Origin of the sequence: Morganella sp. EGD-HP17 (assembly GCF_000512315.2) — a bacterium.
Lineage (GTDB): Bacteria > Pseudomonadota > Gammaproteobacteria > Enterobacterales > Enterobacteriaceae > Morganella > Morganella morganii.
The window spans coordinates 203,914-226,068 of record NZ_AZRH01000001.1 but is presented as its reverse complement, the minus strand read 5'-3'; the positions used below and the strand labels follow the sequence as shown (position 1 = coordinate 226,068).

Annotated in this window: 19 protein-coding genes and 1 other RNA gene; 5 read left to right on the top strand and 15 right to left on the bottom strand. The window is 51.8% G+C overall.

Features of this window, described 5'->3' with window-relative positions; genetic code table 11:
* Positions 1-323: 323 nt before the first annotated feature.
* An RNA gene (ffs, locus tag X965_RS18810) (signal recognition particle sRNA small type) lies at positions 324-420 on the bottom strand.
* Between the two features lie 225 nt (positions 421-645).
* Here ffs and tesB point away from each other — a divergent pair.
* Positions 646-1,509: an acyl-CoA thioesterase II gene (gene tesB, locus X965_RS01035; protein ID WP_032097922.1), complete on the top strand. Its 864-nt coding sequence runs from the start codon at positions 646-648 to the stop codon at positions 1,507-1,509.
* A gap of 60 nt (positions 1,510-1,569) precedes the next feature.
* On the opposite strand, the gene amtB is transcribed toward tesB, so the two are convergent.
* The 5 genes from amtB to X965_RS01010 form a co-directional block, all read right to left on the bottom strand.
* Positions 1,570-2,859 carry an ammonium transporter AmtB gene (amtB, locus tag X965_RS01030; RefSeq protein ID WP_015422958.1) on the bottom strand — a complete coding sequence of 430 codons (1,290 nt, stop codon included), beginning with the start codon at positions 2,857-2,859 and terminating at the stop codon, positions 1,570-1,572.
* Between the two features lie 19 nt (positions 2,860-2,878).
* Positions 2,879-3,217, bottom strand: coding sequence for a P-II family nitrogen regulator (locus X965_RS01025; RefSeq protein WP_004236467.1), 339 nt, complete (start codon positions 3,215-3,217; stop codon positions 2,879-2,881).
* Positions 3,218-3,418: 201 nt separating this feature from the next.
* Positions 3,419-5,215 carry a SmdB family multidrug efflux ABC transporter permease/ATP-binding protein gene (locus X965_RS01020; protein ID WP_004236466.1) on the bottom strand — a complete coding sequence of 599 codons (1,797 nt, stop codon included), beginning with the start codon at positions 5,213-5,215 and terminating at the stop codon, positions 3,419-3,421.
* Entirely contained in the window at positions 5,208-6,947 is a 1,740-nt protein-coding gene (locus X965_RS01015; RefSeq protein ID WP_036416661.1) for a SmdA family multidrug ABC transporter permease/ATP-binding protein, read from the bottom strand. Before X965_RS01015 ends, X965_RS01020 begins: the two co-directional genes overlap by 8 nt.
* A gap of 30 nt (positions 6,948-6,977) precedes the next feature.
* Complete coding sequence (locus X965_RS01010; protein WP_024474599.1) at positions 6,978-7,454, bottom strand: Lrp/AsnC family transcriptional regulator; 477 nt, start codon at positions 7,452-7,454, stop codon at positions 6,978-6,980.
* Positions 7,455-7,568: 114 nt separating this feature from the next.
* Between X965_RS01010 and X965_RS01005 the strand changes: the two genes are divergently transcribed.
* Together X965_RS01005 and queC are read left to right on the top strand one after the other, a co-directional pair.
* Complete coding sequence (locus X965_RS01005; RefSeq protein ID WP_004236463.1) at positions 7,569-8,609, top strand: PLP-dependent cysteine synthase family protein; 1,041 nt, start codon at positions 7,569-7,571, stop codon at positions 8,607-8,609.
* A 46-nt stretch (positions 8,610-8,655) separates the two neighbouring features.
* Entirely contained in the window at positions 8,656-9,354 is a 699-nt protein-coding gene (gene queC / locus X965_RS01000) for a 7-cyano-7-deazaguanine synthase QueC (protein ID WP_004236462.1), read from the top strand.
* A gap of 51 nt (positions 9,355-9,405) precedes the next feature.
* Here the strand turns inward: queC and X965_RS00995 are convergent, their stop codons facing one another.
* The 9 genes from X965_RS00995 to bolA all read right to left on the bottom strand — a co-directional run bounded on the left by X965_RS00995 (position 9,406) and on the right by bolA (position 19,639).
* Entirely contained in the window at positions 9,406-9,816 is a 411-nt protein-coding gene (locus X965_RS00995) for a thioesterase family protein (protein WP_004236461.1), read from the bottom strand.
* A 77-nt stretch (positions 9,817-9,893) separates the two neighbouring features.
* The gene (locus X965_RS00990) at positions 9,894-10,226 is read right to left on the bottom strand and encodes a helix-hairpin-helix domain-containing protein (protein WP_004236460.1); all 333 of its coding nucleotides are present in this window, start codon (positions 10,224-10,226) and stop codon (positions 9,894-9,896) included.
* Positions 10,227-10,378: 152 nt separating this feature from the next.
* Positions 10,379-12,247, bottom strand: coding sequence for a peptidylprolyl isomerase (gene ppiD / locus X965_RS00985; protein ID WP_004236459.1), 1,869 nt, complete (start codon positions 12,245-12,247; stop codon positions 10,379-10,381).
* 157 nt (positions 12,248-12,404) lie between these two features.
* Positions 12,405-12,680 carry a nucleoid-associated protein HU-beta gene (gene hupB / locus X965_RS00980; RefSeq protein ID WP_004240390.1) on the bottom strand — a complete coding sequence of 92 codons (276 nt, stop codon included), beginning with the start codon at positions 12,678-12,680 and terminating at the stop codon, positions 12,405-12,407.
* A 220-nt stretch (positions 12,681-12,900) separates the two neighbouring features.
* Positions 12,901-15,258: an endopeptidase La gene (lon, locus tag X965_RS00975; protein ID WP_024474593.1), complete on the bottom strand. Its 2,358-nt coding sequence runs from the start codon at positions 15,256-15,258 to the stop codon at positions 12,901-12,903.
* A gap of 193 nt (positions 15,259-15,451) precedes the next feature.
* Positions 15,452-16,732, bottom strand: coding sequence for an ATP-dependent protease ATP-binding subunit ClpX (gene clpX / locus X965_RS00970; protein WP_004236456.1), 1,281 nt, complete (start codon positions 16,730-16,732; stop codon positions 15,452-15,454).
* A gap of 108 nt (positions 16,733-16,840) precedes the next feature.
* A complete protein-coding gene (gene clpP, locus X965_RS00965) occupies positions 16,841-17,461 on the bottom strand; it encodes an ATP-dependent Clp endopeptidase proteolytic subunit ClpP (RefSeq protein ID WP_004240392.1) in 621 nt (206 codons plus the stop codon).
* A 267-nt stretch (positions 17,462-17,728) separates the two neighbouring features.
* The gene (gene tig, locus X965_RS00960; RefSeq protein ID WP_004236454.1) at positions 17,729-19,039 is read right to left on the bottom strand and encodes a trigger factor; all 1,311 of its coding nucleotides are present in this window, start codon (positions 19,037-19,039) and stop codon (positions 17,729-17,731) included.
* Positions 19,040-19,309: 270 nt separating this feature from the next.
* Positions 19,310-19,639, bottom strand: a complete 330-nt coding sequence (gene bolA, locus X965_RS00955) for a transcriptional regulator BolA (protein ID WP_015422960.1) — start codon at positions 19,637-19,639, stop codon at positions 19,310-19,312.
* A gap of 178 nt (positions 19,640-19,817) precedes the next feature.
* Between bolA and X965_RS00950 the strand changes: the two genes are divergently transcribed.
* Positions 19,818-20,399: a YajG family lipoprotein gene (locus X965_RS00950; protein ID WP_004240394.1), complete on the top strand. Its 582-nt coding sequence runs from the start codon at positions 19,818-19,820 to the stop codon at positions 20,397-20,399.
* A gap of 93 nt (positions 20,400-20,492) precedes the next feature.
* Positions 20,493-21,980, top strand: a complete 1,488-nt coding sequence (gene ampG, locus X965_RS00945) for a muropeptide MFS transporter AmpG (RefSeq protein ID WP_015422961.1) — start codon at positions 20,493-20,495, stop codon at positions 21,978-21,980.
* The last annotated feature ends 175 nt before the right edge of the window (positions 21,981-22,155 follow it).

The window sequence follows — 22,155 nt, the reverse complement described above, 5'->3', positions numbered from 1 at the left end:
ATAGCGAAAATTTCATTTTCACTGTTTACCACTATAATGGGTTAAATCAAAAATAAGATTTTTACCTGAACATGCGATTTTATGTGAAACTCTCTCTTTTACACTAAGAACATAAAACAAATTTTACCTATATTGCTATATCCTTATATCTGATGTTGCCCGCTGAATGCCGGAGTTTGTGCGGACAGGGATAATGTTAAATTATGAATATATGAATAATATGCGCCGGATGAATAACGGGAGAAACTCGCTGTGCAGACAGAGGCAAACGGTATCAATAACGGGATAATCACAGAGACGGGTACAACAGAAATGGGTGGGGGCCTTGCCAGCGACATCCCGGCACACAATTCCCCTGCTATGGCTGCTTCCTTCCGGACCTGACCGAGTTAACAAGTTCATGTTGCGGGAGAACCAACAAAGCCCCCATAGGAACCCTCAATAATGAGGCTGTGCCATTATCCGGGATCAGCACTGAAATAGCAAGGCAACCGGTGCTGACCGCTGTATTTTTACACACTACTGACACAACGACATACCTCTGCCGGTCAGGAACCGCACATAACGGCGGTTTATCATTTTTCAATTGCACTGACAGCGATTAGAATGACCGGTTCCTGCTGAAAATACTTAATAAGGGTAACCATGAGCCTGGCATTAGAAAATCTGATAAACCTGATGGCACTCGAAAAACTCGAAGACGGGTTATTCCGGGGGCAAAGTGAAGATCTCGGCCTGCCGCAGGTCTTTGGCGGACAAGTTGCCGGACAGGCACTGTATGCAGCGGGACAGACCGTTCCGGCTGATCGCCGCGTTCATTCATTCCACAGCTATTTTCTGCGCCCCGGCGACAGCCATAAACCGATTATTTATGATGTGGAAAATCTGCGTGACGGCAAAAGTTTCAGTGCCCGCCGTGTCAGCGCGATTCAGAACGGAAAACCGATTTTCTATATGACCGCCTCTTTCCAGGGGGAAGAGAGCAGTTTTGAGCATCAGAATGCCATGCCGGAAGTTCCGGGCCCTGACGAACTCGCCTCTGAAACTGATATTGCCCGCAAGATCGCCGCGAATCTGCCACCGAAAATGCAGGCACTGTTCCTGCGTGAGCAGGCTATTGAATGGCGGCCGGTGCGTTTTTACAGCCCGTTTCAGAACCCGGAGAATCCGCCGGTGCGTTATACCTGGCTGAAAACCAACGGCACCATACCGGATGATCAGGCGCTGCATCAGTATCTGCTCAGTTATGCTTCTGACTACAATTTCCTGCCGACTGCCCTCCAGCCACACGGCTACGGCTTTATGCAGCCGGAAATTCAGATTGCCACGATTGATCATTCCATGTGGTATCACCGCCCGTTCCGGCTGGATGAATGGCTGCTGTATGCCGTGGAAAGCCCGACAGCGTCCGGCGGACGCGGGTTTGTCCGTGGTCACTTCTATAATCAGACCGGCGTGCTGGTTGCATCCACTGTACAGGAAGGCGTTCTGCGCTTGCGGGATATTTAAGCGCCTGCGGTAAAAAAGCCCCCGCTGTACATCGGTGAGCGGGGGCTTACTTTTTTTCAGCTATGAGCGGTTATAGGCCTGTTCACCATGCGTACTGATATCCAGCCCGCTGATCTCATCTTCTTCTGTGCAGCGTACACCGGTTGTCAGTGCCGCGCATTTGAATGCGATGTAAGTAATCACTCCGCTCCAGAGCACAGTAACCAGGATGCTTTCCGCCTGAATCCATACCTGATGCAGCATAGTGACACCTTCTGCATAACCGGTACCGCCGAGAGCGGACGCAGTAAACACGCCGGTCAGCAGACAGCCCGCAATACCGCAGACGCCGTGGATCCCGAAGACATCGCAGACATCATCCGCTTTCAGGCGGCGCTTCAGTGCAGTGACGCCCCAATAACCGGCAATACCGCTGATAAGGCCGATAACTATCGCCCCCGCGACGCCCACGGTCCCGGCCGCCGGGGTGATCCCGACCAGACCACCGATACAGCCGGAACACGCACCGAGAAGTGAGGGCTTACCCCGCATGCACCACTCTGCAATCACCCACGCCAGCACGCCCGCCGCCACCGCAATCACGGTATTCAGAAAAGCCAGTGCTGCAATACCATCCGGTTTTCCGGCCGATCCGGCATTAAACCCGAACCAGCCGATATAGAGGATCGCCGTACCGGTAAATACCATCGGCAGACTGTGCGGTTTGGTGGCGGTTTTCCCCGGTAACAGGCGCGGTCCCAATATGTAAGCACCAACTAACCCGGCAACCGCCGCGTTGATATGCACAACGGTTCCCCCGGCAAAATCCAGTGCACCATCTTCCGCCAGCCAGCCGCCGCCCCAAACCATATGCGCCATCGGTACATAAGCCAGAGAGAACCAGATAACGGTGAACAACAGAAAGGCCGTGAATTTGATCCGTTCTGCCAGCGCACCGGTGATAAGTGCAACAGTAATTGCCGCAAAAGAGCCCTGGAAAATAACATGTGTCAGCTGGCTGATACTGCCGCTGTTACTGACAGGCGTGATCCCGCTGAGAAATGCATGAGACAGACCGCCAATCACCCCATTTCCGTCAGAAAATGCCATGCTGTAGCCATAAAAAACCCATAACAGCAGCACCAGCGCGAAGCTGACAATCACCTGTGTCATGACTGATAACACATTCTCACGTCGTACCAGTCCGCCGTAAAACAGCGCGATACCGGGAAGTGTCATAAAATACACCAGTGCGGCACAAATCAGCATAAAACCATTATCCGCACGCTCCATTCCTTCCGTTGCACTGAATGCCGGAAGCGGCAGCGCCGCGGACATCACAACAGGCAAGACCATTTTTCGTTTCATCATCTGAGCATCTCCGCGCGGTTTAAATAGCTTCATCATTTTGTTCACCGGTACGGATCCGCACCGCCTGAGTAATGTCTGAAACAAATATTTTCCCGTCACCGATACTGCCGGTATATGCCGAGCGGCAAATTGCCTCAATAATGCGATCAAGAGAATCATCAGGCACAACAATCGTAAGCTGCGTCTTCGGCAGAAAATCCGTGCTGTACTCTTCCCCCCGGTACAGCTCAGTGTGCCCCTTCTGTCTGCCCGCACCCCGTACTTCCAGTACAGTTAATCCCTGAATACCCTCTTCGTTCAGCGCATCTCTGACGTCATTAAGTTTAAAAGGCTTGATGATGGCCATTATCATTTTCATCGCATTCTCCGCTTCAGGTTGCTGGTGTCCTGAGGACAAATTGCAAAAGTGATGCCAATAAGCAGAATGGAAATTAAATCTATTAATTACAATGAGATAAAAATAAAAAAGGTGTCTGATTCATCAGACACCTTTTCCTGTTATGCGGGGATTGCACTTTTTTACAGCATCATGCACCTGTTTATGTGAACGATCTCACAATTATAGTGCAGGGGTATAGTTCTCTTCCGGGGCGTTGAGTGATTCCCCGACCTGCTGCAGCTGATACATCTGGTAATAGCGGCCCTTCTCTGCCAGTAACGCCCGGTGAGAGCCGGATTCCGCCATTTCGCCGCGGTTGAGCACATAAATGGTGTCCGCATCGACAATCGTGGACAGTCGGTGTGCAATCACCACCAGTGTGGTTTCACGGCGGATCAGCTGTAAGGCTTTCTGGATAGCCTGCTCAGTACCGGAATCGATATTGGCGGTTGCCTCATCCAGTATCAGGATTTTCGGGGTCTGCACCAGCACCCGTGCCATGGCCAGCAACTGTTTCTGCCCGTCAGACAAGGTGTTACCCTGCTCACCCAGTTCGGTATCCAGCCCGTATTCAAGCTGTGAGACATGCTCACTCAGCTGAACCATCTCCAGCACCCGGTGAATGCGCTCATCATCAATATCCCGTCCGAGGGTGATATTGTCGCGGAAAGAGGCGGCCATAATGACCGGATCCTGCTGCACCATCGCGATGCCCTGCCGCAGTGCTTTATGTGAGAATTGTTCCAGCGGACGCCCACCGAGGCTGATTTCCCCGGCCTGCCACGGATAGTAGCCCATCAGCAGGTTTGCCAGTGTGCTTTTCCCGCTGCCGGTATGCCCGACAAAGGCGACAAAACTGTGCTCCGCCACATCGATACTGATATCACGCAGCACCGGTTTTCCGGGTTGATAGGCAAATGTCAGGTGTGATACACGGATACTGCCGCCGGTCAGCGGCTGATCATCTGCCCCGTATTTCTGCTGCGGGCTGTCCATCAGCTCAAAAACACGCTCACCGGAAATCACCGCCTGCTGTAAAACAGACTGCTGGGATGTCAGCGTGATAAGCGGTTCATTCAGCCGCCCGAGGTAGGTGATAAACGCATATAACACCCCGACGCCGATAACGCCGGTGCCCTCAACCCCGAACAATAACATCAGACCACAGAGGATCGCCGCCGAAAACAGGCTCAGCAGCGGACGCAGCAAAATGCCGTCCAGCCGCAGTGCCGCCATTCTGACCTCATAATGACGGCGGTTGGCGGCAAACATCCTTTCCCCGAAACGCGCCTGCTGGCGGAACTGCTGAATCACTGTCATGCCGCTGATAATTTCATGGAAACCATCGTTAATATCGGCCAGATAACTGCGCACCCGGCGCACAATCGGCGTGCTCAGCCGCTGATAGATCCACATCACCAGCATCACCGCCGGGAACATCGCGGTTGCCACCAGCGCCATCCGCCACTCCAGGGAGTACATGGCAATCAGCATCACCACAATCAGCGCCACGCTGCGGAACAGCGTCGGCAGCACGTTGACAAACAGGTCTTTGATCATCTCCGTGTCATTGGTGACACGGGAGATCAACTGCCCGACCGGCTGGGTGTCAAATGCACTCAGCGGCTGGCGCAGTGCGGCATCCATCACATCGGCGCGCAGTGTCTGGACCACGCCGACAGCGGCCTGGTTGAAATAAATCAGCTGAAAATAGTGCAGCAGCGATGCGGCAATCTGTAAGGCGACAAACCCGGCCACCAGCAATAATGTCACTGACAGGACAATCTGATTTTTCGCCACCATATTGTCGATAAAATAGCTCACCAGAACCGGTGCGGCGACTTCAGCAATGGCTGTCAGCCACAGCATCACAATGGCAACGGCCATCGGACGGCGGTAGTTACGGCCATAGCCGAGCAGACGTTTCAGCGACGGCCACAGGTTTTTTGCCGCTTCCGGGCGGGTCTGTTCACTCATCGAGCGCGGCCTCTAACTGCTGATAATGATACATTTCGCGATACCATCCGTTCTGATTAATCAGCTCCTGATGACGCCCCTGTGCACTGATACCGCCCTGTTGCAGCACCAGAATATTGTCGGCTTCAGTCAGCGCCGAGAGCCGGTGCGCACTGATAATCACCGTACGGCCCTCCCCCCAGCGCCGCAGATTTTGCAGGATCCGGTATTCCGTCTGCCCGTCCACTGCGGAAAGTGCATCATCGAGGATCAGGATCTCCGCATCCATCAGCAAAGCACGGGCAATGGAGATCCGCTGTTTCTGCCCGCCGGACAGCATCACGCCCCGCTCACCGGCCTGAGTTTCATAACCGAGCGGCAATCGTTCAATATCATCATGAACACTGGCCAGCCGGGCCGCGTGTTCAATTTCTTCCTGTGTCGCCCCGGGCCGCCCAAGCGCAATATTATTGGCGATAGTATCGGAGAACAGAAACGGCGTCTGATTCACCACCGCCAGCCGGGCATGCCAGCCGGCGAAGGTCAGTTCCGGCAGCGGTCTGCCCTGAAAACAGATGGTTCCCGCTGTCACATCATAATGACGCTGGATTAGTGCCAGCAGCGTGGATTTACCGCAGCCGGTCGGACCGCACAACCCGAGCAGTTGGCCCGGTCTGAGGGTAAAACGGATATCATGCAGAACCGCCCGGCGGCTTTCCGGATAGCAGAATTCATTCACGGCAACGGACAGCTCGCCGCGTCCCGGTTGCGGGGATTCTGTACCATCCGCCAGTACCGGCGGGGTTTCAAGAAGAGATTGGATCCGGCTGTAGGCCGCGCTGCCGCGCTCCACAATGTTAAACATCCAGGCTAATGCCAGCATCGGCCAGATCATCAGCCCGAGATACATAATAAAGCTGGTCAGCCCGCCGAGCGTCAGTGTGCCCTGCATCACCATCCAGCTGCCGCCGGCAACCGCGAGCAGGTTTGACATCCCGATAGCCATTATAATGGTCGGGTCGAAACGGGCATCTATCTGTGCCACATGCATATTTTTGCGTCCGGCTTCCGCCGCAACGGATTCAAACCGGGAAGACTGATGATCTTCCAGGCCAAAAGCTTTAATCATCCGGATACTGCTGAGGCTTTCCTGCGCGTGGTTATTCAGGGAGGAAAATGCACCCTGCGCTGTTTTAAAGCGCTGATGCAGCTGCTGCCCGTAACGTTTGATAGCCAGAGCCATCAGCGGCATCGGCAGCAGGGAAAGCAGTGTCAGCTGCCAGCTGATCTCAATACTCATCGTCAGCAGGACCACCAGTCCCATGACAAAAGAATCCACCAGCGTCAGCACCCCCTCTCCGGCGGCAAACACCACTTTGTCCACGTCATTGGTACTGCGGGCAATCAGGTCACCGGTCCGGTAACGGTGATAAAAGGCCGGAGACTGGCGGCTGAACTGCTGATAAAAATCCTGACGCAGACGTACCGCCAGCTTGTAGGAGGCACCGAATAACCAGACCCGCCAGATATAGCGCAGAATATAAATCACCAGTGCGATAAGCAGCATCACGCCGACCCAGCCCCACAGCGTGGTGGTGGTCATCGTCTCTTTGGTCACGCCGTCAACAATGATGCCGACAAAGCGCGGCGGCAGGATCTGTAACACCGCGATAATGATCAGAAAAGTGACCGCACCGGTATAGCGCCGCCATTCACTGAGGAAATACCATTTTAATTGGGCAAATAATCTCACAGGATCCCGTATAACATCTCAGGTTAATAATCAGTCCGCTTTGCATTTCTCCGGAATCGGCAATGCGGTGGTGTACTTTATGCGCTCCATCGCAAAATTGGAAGTCACATCAATTAAACCGGGCACACCGTTAACCAGTTTTTTGTAAAAATGATCGAAGCATTTCATGTCCACCACCTCGACCTGCAGCATGTAGTCAAATTCCCCGGCCATCCGGTAAAACTCCACCACATCAGGCATCTGCTGAACAAATTCCACAAACTGAGTATACCACTCACTGCTGTGGTGCTGTGTCTTGATCATGACGATCACCGTCAGTCCCAGCCCGAGCTTCTCCGGGTCCAGCAGCGCCACACGTTTGCGGATATACCCTTCATCTTCCAGCCGTTTCAGCCGTTTCCAGCAGGGAGTGGATGTCAGGTTCACCGCTTCGGACAGGGTGTTCAGTGATAATGCAGCATCTTCCTGCAAAAGTTGTAACAATTTACGGTCTGTTTTATCTAACATATCACCACCAGAGAGAATAAATTTCTCCATATCATGCATGATACAGAAAATAGAAAAAGCCTTTTCTCTCACAGAATTGCTAAGATGCATCAACAGACCGTGAGGAGATACTACATGACAACCCAATGGACCACATCCGCCATTAATGCCATTCAGGCCGATTATCAGCGCAGTGCTGACACCCACCTGATCCCGCTGGAATTACCCGTTTACCCGGGGGTTTCATTATATCTCAAAGATGAAAGCACTCACCCGACCGGCAGCCTGAAACACCGCCTGGCGCGTTCGCTTTTCCTGTACGGCCTGTGTAACGGCTGGATCCGCGAAGGCACACCGGTGATTGAAGCGTCCTCCGGCAGCACCGCTGTCTCTGAAGCGTACTTCGCCCGTCTGCTCGGCCTGCCGTTTATCGCCGTGATGCCGCGCTGCACCGCACGCCGCAAAATTGAACAGATTGAGTTCTACGGCGGACAGTGCCACTTTGTGGACAGCAGTGCGCAGATTTATGCAGAATCCGAGCACCTGGCCCGCGAAACCGGCGGCCACTATATGGATCAGTTCACCTATGCCGAGCGTGCCACTGACTGGCGCGGCAACAACAATATTGCCGAAAGTATTTACCGTCAGATGTCACGGGAAGCCCATCCGGTACCGCGTTACATTGTGATGAGCGCAGGTACCGGCGGTACTTCTGCCACGCTCGGCCGGTTTATCCGCTATCAGGGACATGACACAAAACTGGTTGTCGTCGATCCTGAAAACTCTGTTTTTTATGACTGCTACCATCAGAAATGCTCGCATCTGCGCTGCGATACCGGCAGTAAGATTGAAGGCATCGGCCGTCCGCGCGCAGAACCGTCTTTTATCCCGGGCGTGATTGATGATGTGATCAAAGTCAGTGACCAGTGCAGTATCGCCACCCTTTACTGGCTGGAAAAACTGCTCGGCCGCCGCACCGGTGCCTCCACCGGTACCAACGTCTGGGGCGCACTGCAACTGGCGAAACAGATGCATGAACAGCAACAGACCGGCTCAATTGTGACACTGATTTGCGACAGCGGCGAACGCTATCCGGACACCTATTACAACCCGCAGTGGGTGGCAGACAACATCGGCGATCTGACTGACGCACAGGCAACACTACCCAAATGGTGATGCAGCCGTTACCATAAACCTTATCTTTTTATAATGAGGTTTACCGATGAAACGTGCTGTGGTCGTATTCAGTGGCGGGCAGGACTCCACAACCTGCCTGATTCAGGCACTACGCAACTATGATGAAGTGCATTGTGTGACGTTTGATTACGGACAGCGCCACAGTCAGGAAATAGACGTTGCCCGTAAACTCAGCCTGAAACTGGGTGCAGCGGCACATAAGGTGCTGGATGTCTCTCTGCTGAATGAACTGGCGGTCAGCAGCCTGACCCGTGATAACATCCCGGTGCCCGGGTTCAGTGAAAGTGAACAAAGTGATATTCCGAATACCTTTGTCCCGGGCCGTAATATCCTGTTTCTCACCCTGACGGCGATTTATGCTTATCAGGTCAATGCAGAAGCGATTATCACCGGTGTCTGTGAAACCGATTTTTCCGGTTATCCGGATTGCCGGGACGAGTTTGTCAAAGCACTGAACAAAGCCGTCAACGCCGGTCTTGCCCGTGATATCCGCTTTGAAACCCCGCTGATGTGGCTGGATAAAGCACAAACCTGGGCGCTGGCTGATTATTACGGACAACTGGATACCGTCCGCACAGAAACACTGACCTGCTATAACGGCATTCAGGGGGATGGCTGCGGGGAATGCGCCGCCTGCCATCTGCGCCGCAACGGACTGGACAGCTATCTTGCTGATCGCAGTGCTGTTATGGCCGCCATGAAAAAAATTACCGGCCTGCATTAAGTGCCTGTTACGCCCGGCAACCCGCCGGGCGCTCTTCTGCTCTGACGGTGATCAGTCCTCTTTCGGTGCCGTCAGCAACTCAAATTTATCGCGGATCTCCCCTTCAATCGGGATCGCTTTACCGGTTTTCATATTTACAAAGACAAAGGTCACTTCCGCATCCGCCACAACCTGCTTATCTTCCTGACGGGTAATTATCTGTTTGAGAACACCGCTTTTCTGCCCCGCGTGCTGTAAATAGCTGTCTATCACCAGCCGCTCTCCCACATACACCGGCAGCCGGTAGTTAATATTGATATTCACCACCACCACGGCGATATCCATCTGTTTGAACCAGCGGTAAGCATCGTAGCTTTCCAGCCAGTCCCAGCGGGCGGCCTCCAGAAACTCCAGATAACGCGCATTGTTAACATGTCCGAAGGCATCAATATGGTAGCCAATCACTTTAATTGTGGTGCTCATAATATCTCTCCCTTTACTCTGTTTCCGGTATTCCCTTCCCCGTCAGCCCGGGGAAGGGAAATCAGCCTCTGCTGATATTACAACTCTATCTTATCGCTGTTCATCGTAAAAATACGCTCACCAATACCATATACATCCTTCAGTTGTTCCGCAGAAGTAAATGGTCCGTTTTCCGTGCGGTACTCCACAATCCGCTGTGCTTTTTTCGGCCCGACACCACTGAGTTCCCGGGCCAGTTCTTCCGCAGTCGCGGTATTAATGCTGATGCGGTTTGTTTCCTGTGCAACAGACTGCTGAACCTGCGCACTGTCTGCCGGTGGTGCAGCCTGAGCCAGTGCGGAAGTACTGAAAAAACCGCCGGTTAACAGTGCTGATGTTAATAATAATGCAGATGTCCATTTTGTTTTCATGCTATTTCTCCTTTTGTGTTTAGCACGAAACGGAGTGTCGCAAAAATTTTTTCTGCCGGGGGATTTTCAGAACAGAAATGCGAAAGGCTGCGAACGCAGCCTTTCAGATGATGTAAAACGACATTTTATTTTTCGGTACAGATCGAAAAATTTTAGTTCATATTTCTCACATCAATATCTGCGTTAGCACGCAGGTTCAGCAGTAATGATTCCAGCTCAGTGGACGCCATTTGCTGACGCAGCACTGTACGCAGCTCAGTTTTTTCCTGATCTGTTGCCGTACCGGCTGTGACTTTATCCAGCTGTACCAGAACAATGTTACCCTTGCCGTCAATGGTGCGGCTGTAGGTCGGTTTACCGTCCGCAGGATGCGGCTGGGTAAAGGCAGCATTGATAACCGGGTCTGACGGATTCAGGCGCTGAACAGTCTGCTCTGCACCGAATTTCACACCGGCTTCTGTTAACGCGGCGTCGCCTTTACCTTCTTTCAGTGCCGTCAGCAGTTTATCCGCTTCCGCATTCAGCGCGGCTTCCGCTTTGCTGCGCTTCACCAGCGCGTCAATGTCTGACTTCACTTTTTCAAAGGATTCCACTGCTTCCGGACGATATTCATCAACACGGATCACAAAGGCACGGTCACCGGAAACGGTGATGATGTCAGAGTTAGCACCGGAAGGTCCTTTCTCATCAAACAGTTTGTTTTCCGTTAATGCTTTTAACACTTCCGGATAGTTAACCGCATCCGGCAGACTGTTCAGGGCAAACCAGTCAGTCTGTACAGCTTTAACGCCGGTTGCCTGCTCAACACCCATCAGGGATTCGTTATCGTTCGCAGCAGCTTCACTGGCTTTCTGCTGGAGGTCAAAGAAGGCTTTGCTTGCCGCTTCGCCTTTGGCCAGACGGGTGGCTTCTTCTTTCACATCCGCCAGCGGTCTGACGGTTTCCGGCTCGTACACATCCAGACGGAAAATCGCGTAGCCGTTATCCACTTTCAGAACCTCTGAAATCTGACCGGCGGTTGTCAGCCCGGCACCTTTAATTTCAGGGATCAGCGCAGCATCTTCCATCCAGCCGATCACGCCGCCGTTACGGGCAGTCAGTTTATCGGTGGATTTTTCTTTAGCCAGGGTTTTGAAATCCGCCCCGTTTTTCAGTTCATTCAGTACCGCTTTGGCATCATCTTCCGTCGCCAGGGTGATCTGACTGTACTCGCCTTTTGCCGGCACAGTAAAACGCGGGATATTTTTGTCGTAGTAGTCCTGAATCTGTTCTTCAGTGACTGATGTGTTGTCCTGGATATTCGCGGCATCCAGCTCAACAAAACTGATTTTTAAGGACTGCGGCGCAATGAAGCTGTTTTTATTCTTCGCGTAATAAGCCTGCAGCTCTTCATCGGTTGTGGTCTGTTTTGCCTGAGCAGAAGCCAGATCCAGTGTCGCGGTACGGATGGTACGTGACTGGAGTAAAACAGCTGCGGCATTGGTCACTTCGGAATCAAGCACAAATGAGTCACGCACAAACGGCTGAACCAGCTGTGCCTGAATCATCTGCTTGCGCAGATAAGTTGCGTAGTTGTCACCGGTGATACCGTTACGGGACAGGAATGTCTCATACGCCTGCTGGCTGAACTGACCGTTAACCTGAAAATCAGGCTCCTGACGAATTGCGCTGATAATCTGGTCATCACTGACGGTGATACCTAATTTCCGTGCATACTGTTCCAGCAGAATGGTGTCAATCATCTGGTTCAGCGCCTGAGAACGGATTTGTTTAACGCCCTCTTCGGTGCTGACTAACTGCGAGAACAGATCACCCAGCTGAGCCTGCTGGCGGTTACGCTCTTCCTGGAAGGCGCGCTCTAACTGCTGGACCGATATTTCAGTATCGTTCACTTTGGCAGCATAGTTAGAACCGCTGACGAGGTAACCACCCACACCTGTCAGAATAAATGACAGGATAATGATGGCGAAGACAATTTTAATCACAGGGTTGTTCGCCGCTGTGCGCAGGTTTTCCATCATAAGAAATCCAAACTCCGCTTTGGTAAAAGAAAAATCAGGTCAGGGGAAATTATGCCCTAAAACAAAAAAAAGCGCATCATTCTGATGCGCTTCCTGTTTAGCTTTATACGGTTTTTGTGCCCGGGACAGATAAATATCCCGGTGCCTGAGGAAAAACTCAGCCGTTTACTGCGTCTTTAAGACCTTTACCTGCACGGAAAGCCGGGACTTTCGCAGCGGCGATTTTGATCTCTTTTCCGGTCTGCGGGTTACGGCCTGTACGTGCTGCACGCTCACGAACAGTGAAAGTACCGAAACCAACCAGAGCCACGTCATCCCCGCCCTTCAGAGAATCGGTTACTGAACCAATAATTGCATCTAACGCGCGACCAGCCGCAGCTTTAGAAATATTAGCGTCTGCAGCAATTTTATCGACCAATTGTGACTTATTCACTATTATCATCCCCTTTCAGAATTTTCGGCCCGGATTTACGAAGTATGTTCCTGACAGCCACAGCCGTTATATCAAGCCTTTTCGCTCTTGGCAAGATTGCAGACTTCGCATGTTTCGTAAGAATGTTCGCTAAATTAGCGGGACAAAAAAAGGCTGACAAGTCCTAAAGTACCTGTCAGCCCTTTATTTATCTGAACTTCTTGACGCAGGTCACTATTTCCTACGCCTTTTTACTTACCACTTCCATACCAAAAGCAGGATTCACTAAGGCAAGTGAAAGAACTTCATCTATTGTTTTAACCGGATGAATATCCAGATCCGCTTTTACGTTATCCGGAATTTCTTCCAGATCACGGCGGTTTTCGTCCGGAATCAGAACAGTCTTAATGCCGCCGCGGTGTGCTGCCAGCAGTTTTTCTTTCAGACCGCCGATTGGCAGCACCAGACCACGCAGGGTAATTTCCCCGGTCATCGCCACATCCGCACGTACCGGGTTACCGGTCAGTGCGGAAACCAGTGCGGTACACATTGCGGTACCGGCACTCGGGCCGTCTTTTGGTGTTGCACCTTCCGGTACGTGGACGTGAATGTCGCGTTTTTCATAGAAATCATTATTGATCCCTAATTTATCCGCCCGGGCACGCACCACGGTTAACGCTGCCTGGATAGATTCCTGCATCACTTCACCCAGTGAACCGGTGTAGGAGAGTTTCCCTTTACCCGGAACCGCTGCGGTTTCGATGGTCAGCAGGTCACCGCCGACTTCTGTCCACGCCAGACCGGTAACCTGGCCCACACGGTTTTCAGTATCAGCACGGCCGTAATCCACTTTCTGCACACCCAGGTAATCTTTCAGGTTGTCCTGATTAATCTCGATGTGTTTCAGTGTCTTATCCATCAGCAGCTGTTTCACCGCTTTACGGCACAGTTTGGAGATTTCACGCTCCAGTCCGCGCACGCCCGCTTCACGGGTGTAATAACGGATAATGCCGAGGATCGCGCTGTCATCAATATGCAGCTCGGTTTTCTTCAGTGCGTTGCGCTCAATCTGCTTCGGCAGCAGGTGGCGCTTGGCAATGTTGAGTTTCTCATCTTCCGTATAACCGGACAGACGGATCACTTCCATACGATCCAGCAGCGGTGCCGGAATATTCATGGAGTTGGATGTCGCGACAAACATGACGTCGGACAGATCGTAATCCACTTCCAGGTAGTGATCGTTAAACGCGATATTCTGTTCCGGATCCAGCACCTCAAGCAGTGCGGAAGCCGGATCGCCGCGCATATCCGATGACATTTTATCGATTTCATCCAGCAGGAACAGCGGGTTTTTCACGCCAACTTTTGCCATTTTCTGGATAAGTTTACCCGGCATAGAACCAATGTAGGTACGGCGGTGACCGCGGATTTCCGCTTCATCACGCACGCCGCCCAGCGCCATACGGACATATTTACGGCCGGTTGCACGGGCAATGGACTGCCCCAGAGAGGTTTTACCCACCCCCGGCGGTCCGACGAGGCACAGGATAGGCCCCTTGATTTTGCTGATACGGCTTTGTACCGCCAGATATTCAAGGATGCGCTCTTTCACCCGCTCCAGGCCGTAATGGTCACTGTCGAGGATTTCCTGCGCTTTAAGCAGATCTTTTTTCACTTTACTGCGCTTGACCCACGGAACCTGAATCATCCAGTCAATATAGCTGCGGACAACCGTCGCTTCCGCTGACATCGGCGACATCATTTTCAGTTTCTGTAATTCCGCTTCGGCTTTCTCTTTTGCCTCTTTCGGCATCTGCGCTTCTTCGATTTTGCGTTTCAGCGCTTCTGCTTCATCCGGCGCGTCGTCCATCTCACCCAGTTCTTTCTGGATAGCTTTCATCTGCTCATTGAGATAGTACTCGCGCTGGCTTTTTTCCATCTGCTTTTTGACGCGGTTACGGATGCGTTTCTCAACCTGTAACAGATCGATTTCCGATTCCATCATCGCCATCAGATATTCGAGACGCTCAACCACATCTGACATTTCCAGAACAGACTGTTTGTCCTGTAATTTCAGTGTCATATGGGAAGCGATAGTGTCAGCCAGTTTGGCGACATCGTCGATACTGTGCAGAGATGTCAGGACTTCCGGCGGGATCTTTTTATTCAGCTTGATATAGCCTTCAAACTGGTTGATCGCCGTGCGCAGCAATACTTCCTGCTCGCGCTCGTCCACGACAGGGGATTCCATCAGCTCTGCCTGGGCAGAGAAGAAATCGCCGTTGTCACTTAATGTTTTGATATGCGCACGTTGCAGGCCTTCGACCAGCACTTTGACGGTGCCGTCCGGCAGTTTCAGCATCTGTAATACAGACGCGACTGTCCCGACGGAAAATAAATCATTGACGCCCGGCTCATCCGTTGACGCTTCTTTTTGTGCTACCAGCAGCACTTTTTTATCCATATCCATCGCTGTTTCCAGACAGTGGATAGATTTTTCGCGCCCGACAAATAAAGGAATAACCATGTGGGGGTAGACCACCACATCGCGCAAAGGCAGTACCGGGATTTCAATGCGTTCAGCACGCTCAGGATTCATAGAGCACTCTCTTCGTTTAGCTTACGCCTTGTTGGGAACGTCGTGAAACGCGTTATCACGGGTTCCACTCCATAGAATAATCAATATATGGGGATGCATTTCTCACATTCAACACTTTATTTAGTAAGAAAAGCAAAATGAGGGAAAATTCCCTCATTTAGTTAATATTGATAACAACTGCGCTAACTTTCCGTTACTCGCCGGAAACCTGAGCTTCCGGTTTGCGGTAAATCAGCATCGGTTCGGTCTGGTTGGTTATCACGTTTTCATCGATAACCACTTTTTCGACATTTTCCATCGACGGTAAATCATACATCGTGTTGAGCAACGCAGCCTCAACGATGGAACGCAGACCACGGGCACCGGTTTTACGGTTCATGGCTTTTTTCGCAATGGCAATCAGTGCTTCACGGCGGAACTCAAGTTCAACATCTTCAATGCTGAACAGCGCCTGATACTGTTTTGTCAGCGCGTTTTTCGGTTCCTGAAGGATCTGAATCAGCGCATCCTCACTCAGTTCACCGAGCGTTGCCACGACAGGCAGACGGCCGATAAATTCCGGGATCAGACCAAATTTGATCAGATCTTCCGGTTCAACCTGAGCCAGTAATTCGCCTTCTGTCGCTTTGTCTTTCTCGCCGCGCACTTCCGCACCGAAACCGATACCGGAACGGGTGTTCAGACGCTGACCGACCACTTTATCCAGACCGGCAAACGCCCCGCCGCAGATAAACAGAATTTTCGAGGTATCAACCTGTAAAAACTCCTGCTGCGGATGTTTGCGCCCGCCCTGCGGCGGAACAGCAGCGATAGTCCCTTCAACCAGTTTCAGCAGAGCCTGCTGAACGCCTTCACCGGAAACATCACGGGTAATCGACGGGTTATCTGATTTACGGGAGATTTTATCGATTTCATCAATATAGACGATACCGCGCTGTGCTTTCTCCACATCATAGTCGCATTTCTGTAAAAGCTTCTGAATGATGTTTTCGACATCCTCCCCCACATAACCGGCTTCGGTCAGTGTGGTGGCATCCGCCATGGTGAACGGCACATCCAGGTAGCGGGCCAGAGTTTCAGCCAGCAGGGTTTTACCGCTGCCGGTCGGGCCGATCAGCAGAATGTTACTTTTACCCAGTTCCACACCGTCAGCGGTTTTATCGCCGTTGCGCAGACGTTTGTAGTGGTTGTATACCGCGACTGCCAGCACTTTTTTAGCCAGTTCCTGACCAATGACATAGTCATCGAGGTGCTGACGAATTTCATGAGGCGTCGGCAGTTCACTGCGCTCACTGCCACGGGCCGGGATCAGATCTTTAATTTCTTCACGGATAATATCGTTGCATAAATCAACGCATTCATCACAGATATACACTGACGGGCCGGCAATCAGTTTCTTAACCTCATGCTGACTTTTTCCGCAGAAAGAGCAGTACAGCAGCTTTCCTGAACCGTCTTTGCGTTTGTCTGTCATCAGTAAACCTCACTTAATCAGTACAGCTCACCGCCTGTGAGCCGCAAAAAATGTCACAGCACCGCAGTACCCTGCCGCCCGGCAGGATACGGGCAGTGCCTGTGTTACTTACCGGTGTGTGTAAATATGGTCAACCAGACCGTATTCCTGCGCTTCTTTCGCGGACAGGAAGCGGTCACGCTCGGTATCACGCTGAATTTCCTCAACGGATTTACCGGTATGGTGAGCTAATAAATCATTCATGCGCGCTTTCACTTTCAGAATTTCCTGAGCATGAATTTCAATATCAGTGGCTTGTCCCTGATAGCCGCCCAGCGGCTGGTGAATCATCACCCGGGAGTTCGGCAGACAGTAACGTTTGCCCGGCGCACCTGCCGCCAGTAAGAAAGAACCCATTGAGCAGGCCTGGCCCACACAGATGGTGCTGACCTGCGGTTTGATGAACTGCATGGTGTCATAAATGGACATCCCTGCGGTGATCACGCCGCCCGGCGAGTTGATATAAAGACTGATGTCTTTTTCCGGGTTCTCAGCTTCCAGGAAGAGTAACTGTGCCACGATCAGGTTTGCCATATGATCTTCAACCTGGCCGGTTAAAAAGATAATACGGTCTTTTAATAAACGGGAATAGATATCGTAGGAGCGTTCACCGCGTGAAGTCTGCTCGATAACCATCGGCACCAGCGCCATGTTGGGTGCGAAAGTATCCTGATTGTCGTGATATGACATGTCCATCTCCTGATTGAATTTTATTGGTGCCTGGCGGATACCGGTTATTTTACTTGAGATCCGGTGCGATGACCATGCGCTATACGCGATCCGGTCACATAAGCAGCATATACTGTCCGGCAGATACCCTGTATGGCAAATATGGGGGATAACCACCGCAGTTTTCAAGGAATATTGTCAGAAATGACGAAAAAACCGCAGACAATACACATTGCCTGCGGTTTTATATCAGATAAACAGCCTTCGGCCGTTCACAAAGAGAGAGGATTAACCTGCTGCCTGAACCTGGTTCATCAGATCAGTGAAGCCGGTTTCTTTATCTGTCACTTTTGCTTTCGCCAGAACAGTTTCAACAGCCTGCTCTTCCAGTGCCAGATTACGGATACCATCCATCATCTGTTTGTTTTTGTTGTAGTATTCCACAACTTCAGCCGGATCTTCGTACGCTGATGCCATTTCGTCGATCAGCGCATTAACGCGATCGTCTTCGGCTTTCAGTTCGTTAGAAGAAATCACTTCGCCTAACAGCAGACCAACCATTACACGGCGCTTAGCCTGACCTTCAAACAGTTCGCGAGGCAGTTCCATCGCCTGTTTTTCAGAGCCACCGAAACGCTGTGCCGCCTGACGGCGCAGTTCTTCGATTTCGCTGTCAACAGCTGCTTTCGGTACATCGATTTCGTTTGCTTTCAGCAGACCGTCGATAACCTGGGTTTTGATACGGTTGCGTACTGCGTTTTTCAGTTCGCGTTCCATATTTTTGCGGATTTCCGCTTTCAGACCTTCCAGGGAACCGTCGCCGATACCGAAACGTTTGATGAACTCTTCAGTCATTTCCGGCAGTTCGCGCTCTTCCACTTTTTTCAGGCTGATAGCGAATTTCGCTGCTTTCCCTTTCAGGTTTTCAGCGTGGTAATCTTCCGGGAATGTCACTTCGATGTCGAATTCTTCACCGGCTTTGTGACCCACGATACCGTCTTCGAAGCCCGGGATCATACGATTCTGGCCCATGACCAGGACGAAATCAGAAGATTTGCCGCCTTCGAACTCTTCGCCGTCAACAGAACCGGTGAAGTCGATAGTGATGCGATCGTCAGCTTTAGCTGCTCCTTCAGTCACTTTCCACTCAGCCTGCTGTTTGCGCAGAGTCTCAACCATGCCGTCGATGTCTTCGTCTTTAACTTCAACAACCGGTTTTTCAACTTCGATTGTTTCCAGACCTTTCAGCTCAATTTCAGGGAAGACTTCGAACTCAACAGTGTAAGTGAAATCCTGACCTTCTTTATACGGCTCATCAACTTTGTAGTCAGGCGCGCCGACAGGGTTGATTTTGTTTTCGATGATAGCGCTGACAAAGTTACGTGACATCAGGTCGCTCAGTGCATCCTGAACCGCCACATCGCCGTAACGCTGTTTGATGATGTTGTGCGGCACTTTACCTTTACGGAAACCGTCGATACGTGCTTTCTTGGCGATTTCAGCTAATTGTTTAGTTACTTCTTTGTCAATATCGGCTGCAGGAACGGTGATTAATACACGACGCCCAAGGCCTTCAGTCGTTTCAACAGAAACTTGCATCTTATTACCTCAAAAAAGTCTATTGCTCGGTCAACTCCATATCTCACACCGGCCCGATGCCTGTGTGAAACGATAATGAACCGGGGCGGTCGCATTTAAAAACCGAGTTCCCTTATATTCAGAAGCGTCCCGAAACCATACGGAATTTCAGACGCGACATTATAGCGATGCTGACAGGCCGCGTCGAGAAGTGCAGACAAAAGAGTCTGAATTTCACCCTTTTTCTGTTAAATTTTGTGCTGTGCGCTGCTTTTTCACTCAAACAGCGGCTTACTTTCCGCCACCATGACAACGCGGGGACGGATTCACCCCGCCCTGACTGTGATTCCACTCATCCGGGGTATAAGTATGCAGCGCCAGAGCGTGAACCCCGCCAGCCAGCTCATCAGCCAGCAGCGTGTACATATGACGGTGACGTGCCACCGGGCGCATGCCCGCAAAGGTCTCACTGACCACCACCACCTTAAAATGGGTTTCCGATCCCGCCGGAACATTGTGCTGGCTGCTCTCATTCACCACACTGATATAATGAGGCGCAAGCGCGTGATTCAGTTTTTCTTCAATACGCTGCTGCATTACAGCAGGAAATGATGCCGACATAACTATCCTTCCGGTCAATACTGGCTTTCAGAGAAAGCTCAGTGTAGTGAGTTTTTTATCAAAATCCATACCATTCGCGGATAAAGCCGATTATCATCATGCGTTAAGCCGAACACTCACACCCCGGCGTTTATCCGGTGCTGTGACTGACTTCAACAACTTGTAACGGATTCATATTATGTTGAAAAAATACCTCCTCCCGCTGTTCGCAATGCTCTTACTGGCCGGGTGTCAGGCGCCGTCCAACACCCTGTCCATTGAACCGGTGATGAAATTACCGTCTGCGGATCCGACGCTCGGTGCCGCCACTATCTCGATTACCGGTGTGGATAAACGCCCGTCACAGACTCTGGCCGAATTCAGCCGTAACGGCCAGCTGGCACAGCTGCGCCCGTCCCGTGACCTGCGTTTCCTGATGCAGGAAACCCTGGAAAAACAGATGACAGCGCGCGGTTTTATGATTGGCTCACCGGCAAATGCCAATGTGCAGATTTCCATCAATACCTTTAAGGCGGATGTACAGGAAGGCAGCCTGCGCCATAATATCACCGTCAATATTGATATTACCATTCTCGCCACCGCGCAGAATAACAGCACAAAGAGCCGGACTTTCCGCACCAGCTATAATGTGCAGGGCCCGTTAAGCGCCAGCAATGAAAAAATCACTGACGCCTTTAACCGCGCACTCAGCGATATCGTCGCGGACATGGCTCAGGATACCCAAATCAGCCAGTTCATTAAGCAGAACACCCGCTACTAATCTGCCGTGCCGCCTGCTGCCGGATAACGCCGGGCGGCCCGCAGTTTTCAGTCACTGTCAATGCGCCGCAGTCTGCGGCGTGTGAGGATAATCATGCTCCGGAGTATTTGGGCGACTTACAGCGAGCGTAATGCCCGTATTCTTTTACTGCTCGGTTTCGCATCCGGATTACCGCTGGCACTGACCAGCGGCACACTCCAGGCCTGGATCACCGTCGAAAACGTGGATATCAGGACCATCGGGTTTTTCACCCTTGTCAGCCAGGCCTATGTGTTTAAATTCCTGTGGGCACCGTTTATGGATCGCTACCAGCTGCCGTTCCTCGGACGCCGCCGCGGCTGGATGATCGCCACCCAGCTCCTGCTGGTTGTCAGTATCGCCGGTATGGGGATGCTGAAACCGACGGAACACCTCTGGTGGCTGGCTGCTGCCGCCGCGATTGTCGCTTTCTGCTCCGCCTCACAGGACATCATTTTTGATGCCTATAAAACGGATTTGCTGTCCGCGAAAGATCGCGGTACCGGGGCTGCGATATCAACCTTAGGTTACCGGCTGGCCATGCTGCTCTCCGGCGGGCTGGCGCTGTTTATCGCCCACCGTTATACCGGCTGGCAGAATATGTACCTGCTGATGGCGGCGATGATGCTGATTGGTGTGTTCGCCACACTGCGCGCAAAAGAGCCGGAAACCGATGCCCCGCCGCCGCGCACACTGCGTGAGGCTGTCCGGGAGCCGCTGGCGGAGTTTTTTTCCCGTAACAACACCTGGCTGCTGTTACTGCTGATTGTCCTTTATAAGATGGGGGATGCCTTCGCCCTGACACTGAGCACGCCGTTTCTGATCCGCGGAGCCGGGTTCGGTCCGGACGAAGTGGGACTTATCAATAAAACCCTGGGGCTGGCCGCCACGATTGTCGGGGCCCTGTACGGCGGTTATCTGATGCAGCGCTGGAGCCTGTTTAAATCCCTGATGTTCTTCGGGATCCTGCAGGGATTTTCCAACCTCGGCTACTGGGTGTTATCTGTCACACCACAAAATATCTATATGATGGGCGGCGTGGTATTTATCGAGAATATCTGCGGCGGGATGGGCACAGCCGCCTTTGTCGCCCTGCTGATGACACTCTGTAACCGGTCCTTCTCCGCCACACAGTTTGCCCTGCTGTCAGCACTGTCTGCTGTCGGCCGCGTCTATACCGGCCCGTTTGCCGGCTGGATGGTGGAGGCCTACGGCTGGAGCTGGTTCTATCTGTTCACCGTGTTTGCCGCAATTCCGGGATTGCTGCTGCTGATGTTGTGCCGCAAAACGCTGCTATACACCCAGAAAACGGAGCAGTTTCTGCCGAGGCAGCACTTCCGCAACGGCTACCGGACGGCGATGTCACTGCTCGGTATCACCGCAGTACTGTTCGCGGCCAGCCTGATCCTGCTGCTGACCGGGGTATTTGAACTGACACCGGGCTTTATTCCTGACACGCTGAAAGGCGACCTGTTTATTTACGGCCTGAATATCGGTATTGCCGGGTTGTTCCTGGGCGGACTGCTCGATTATTGTGCACTCCGCCGCGATAAACTGGCCTGACAGGCTGTCACGAATATCAGAAAAAATTCAATCAAAAGTTTATAAAGCCGGTTTTTACCGGCTTTTTTTATGTTTAATTTTAGATTTCCATCACATTTTTTGTAATTTATTTCTTTAAATTACATTCAAAACCACAAATACGTCACATCACCCATTTTCCTTTTTGTGCCTTCAC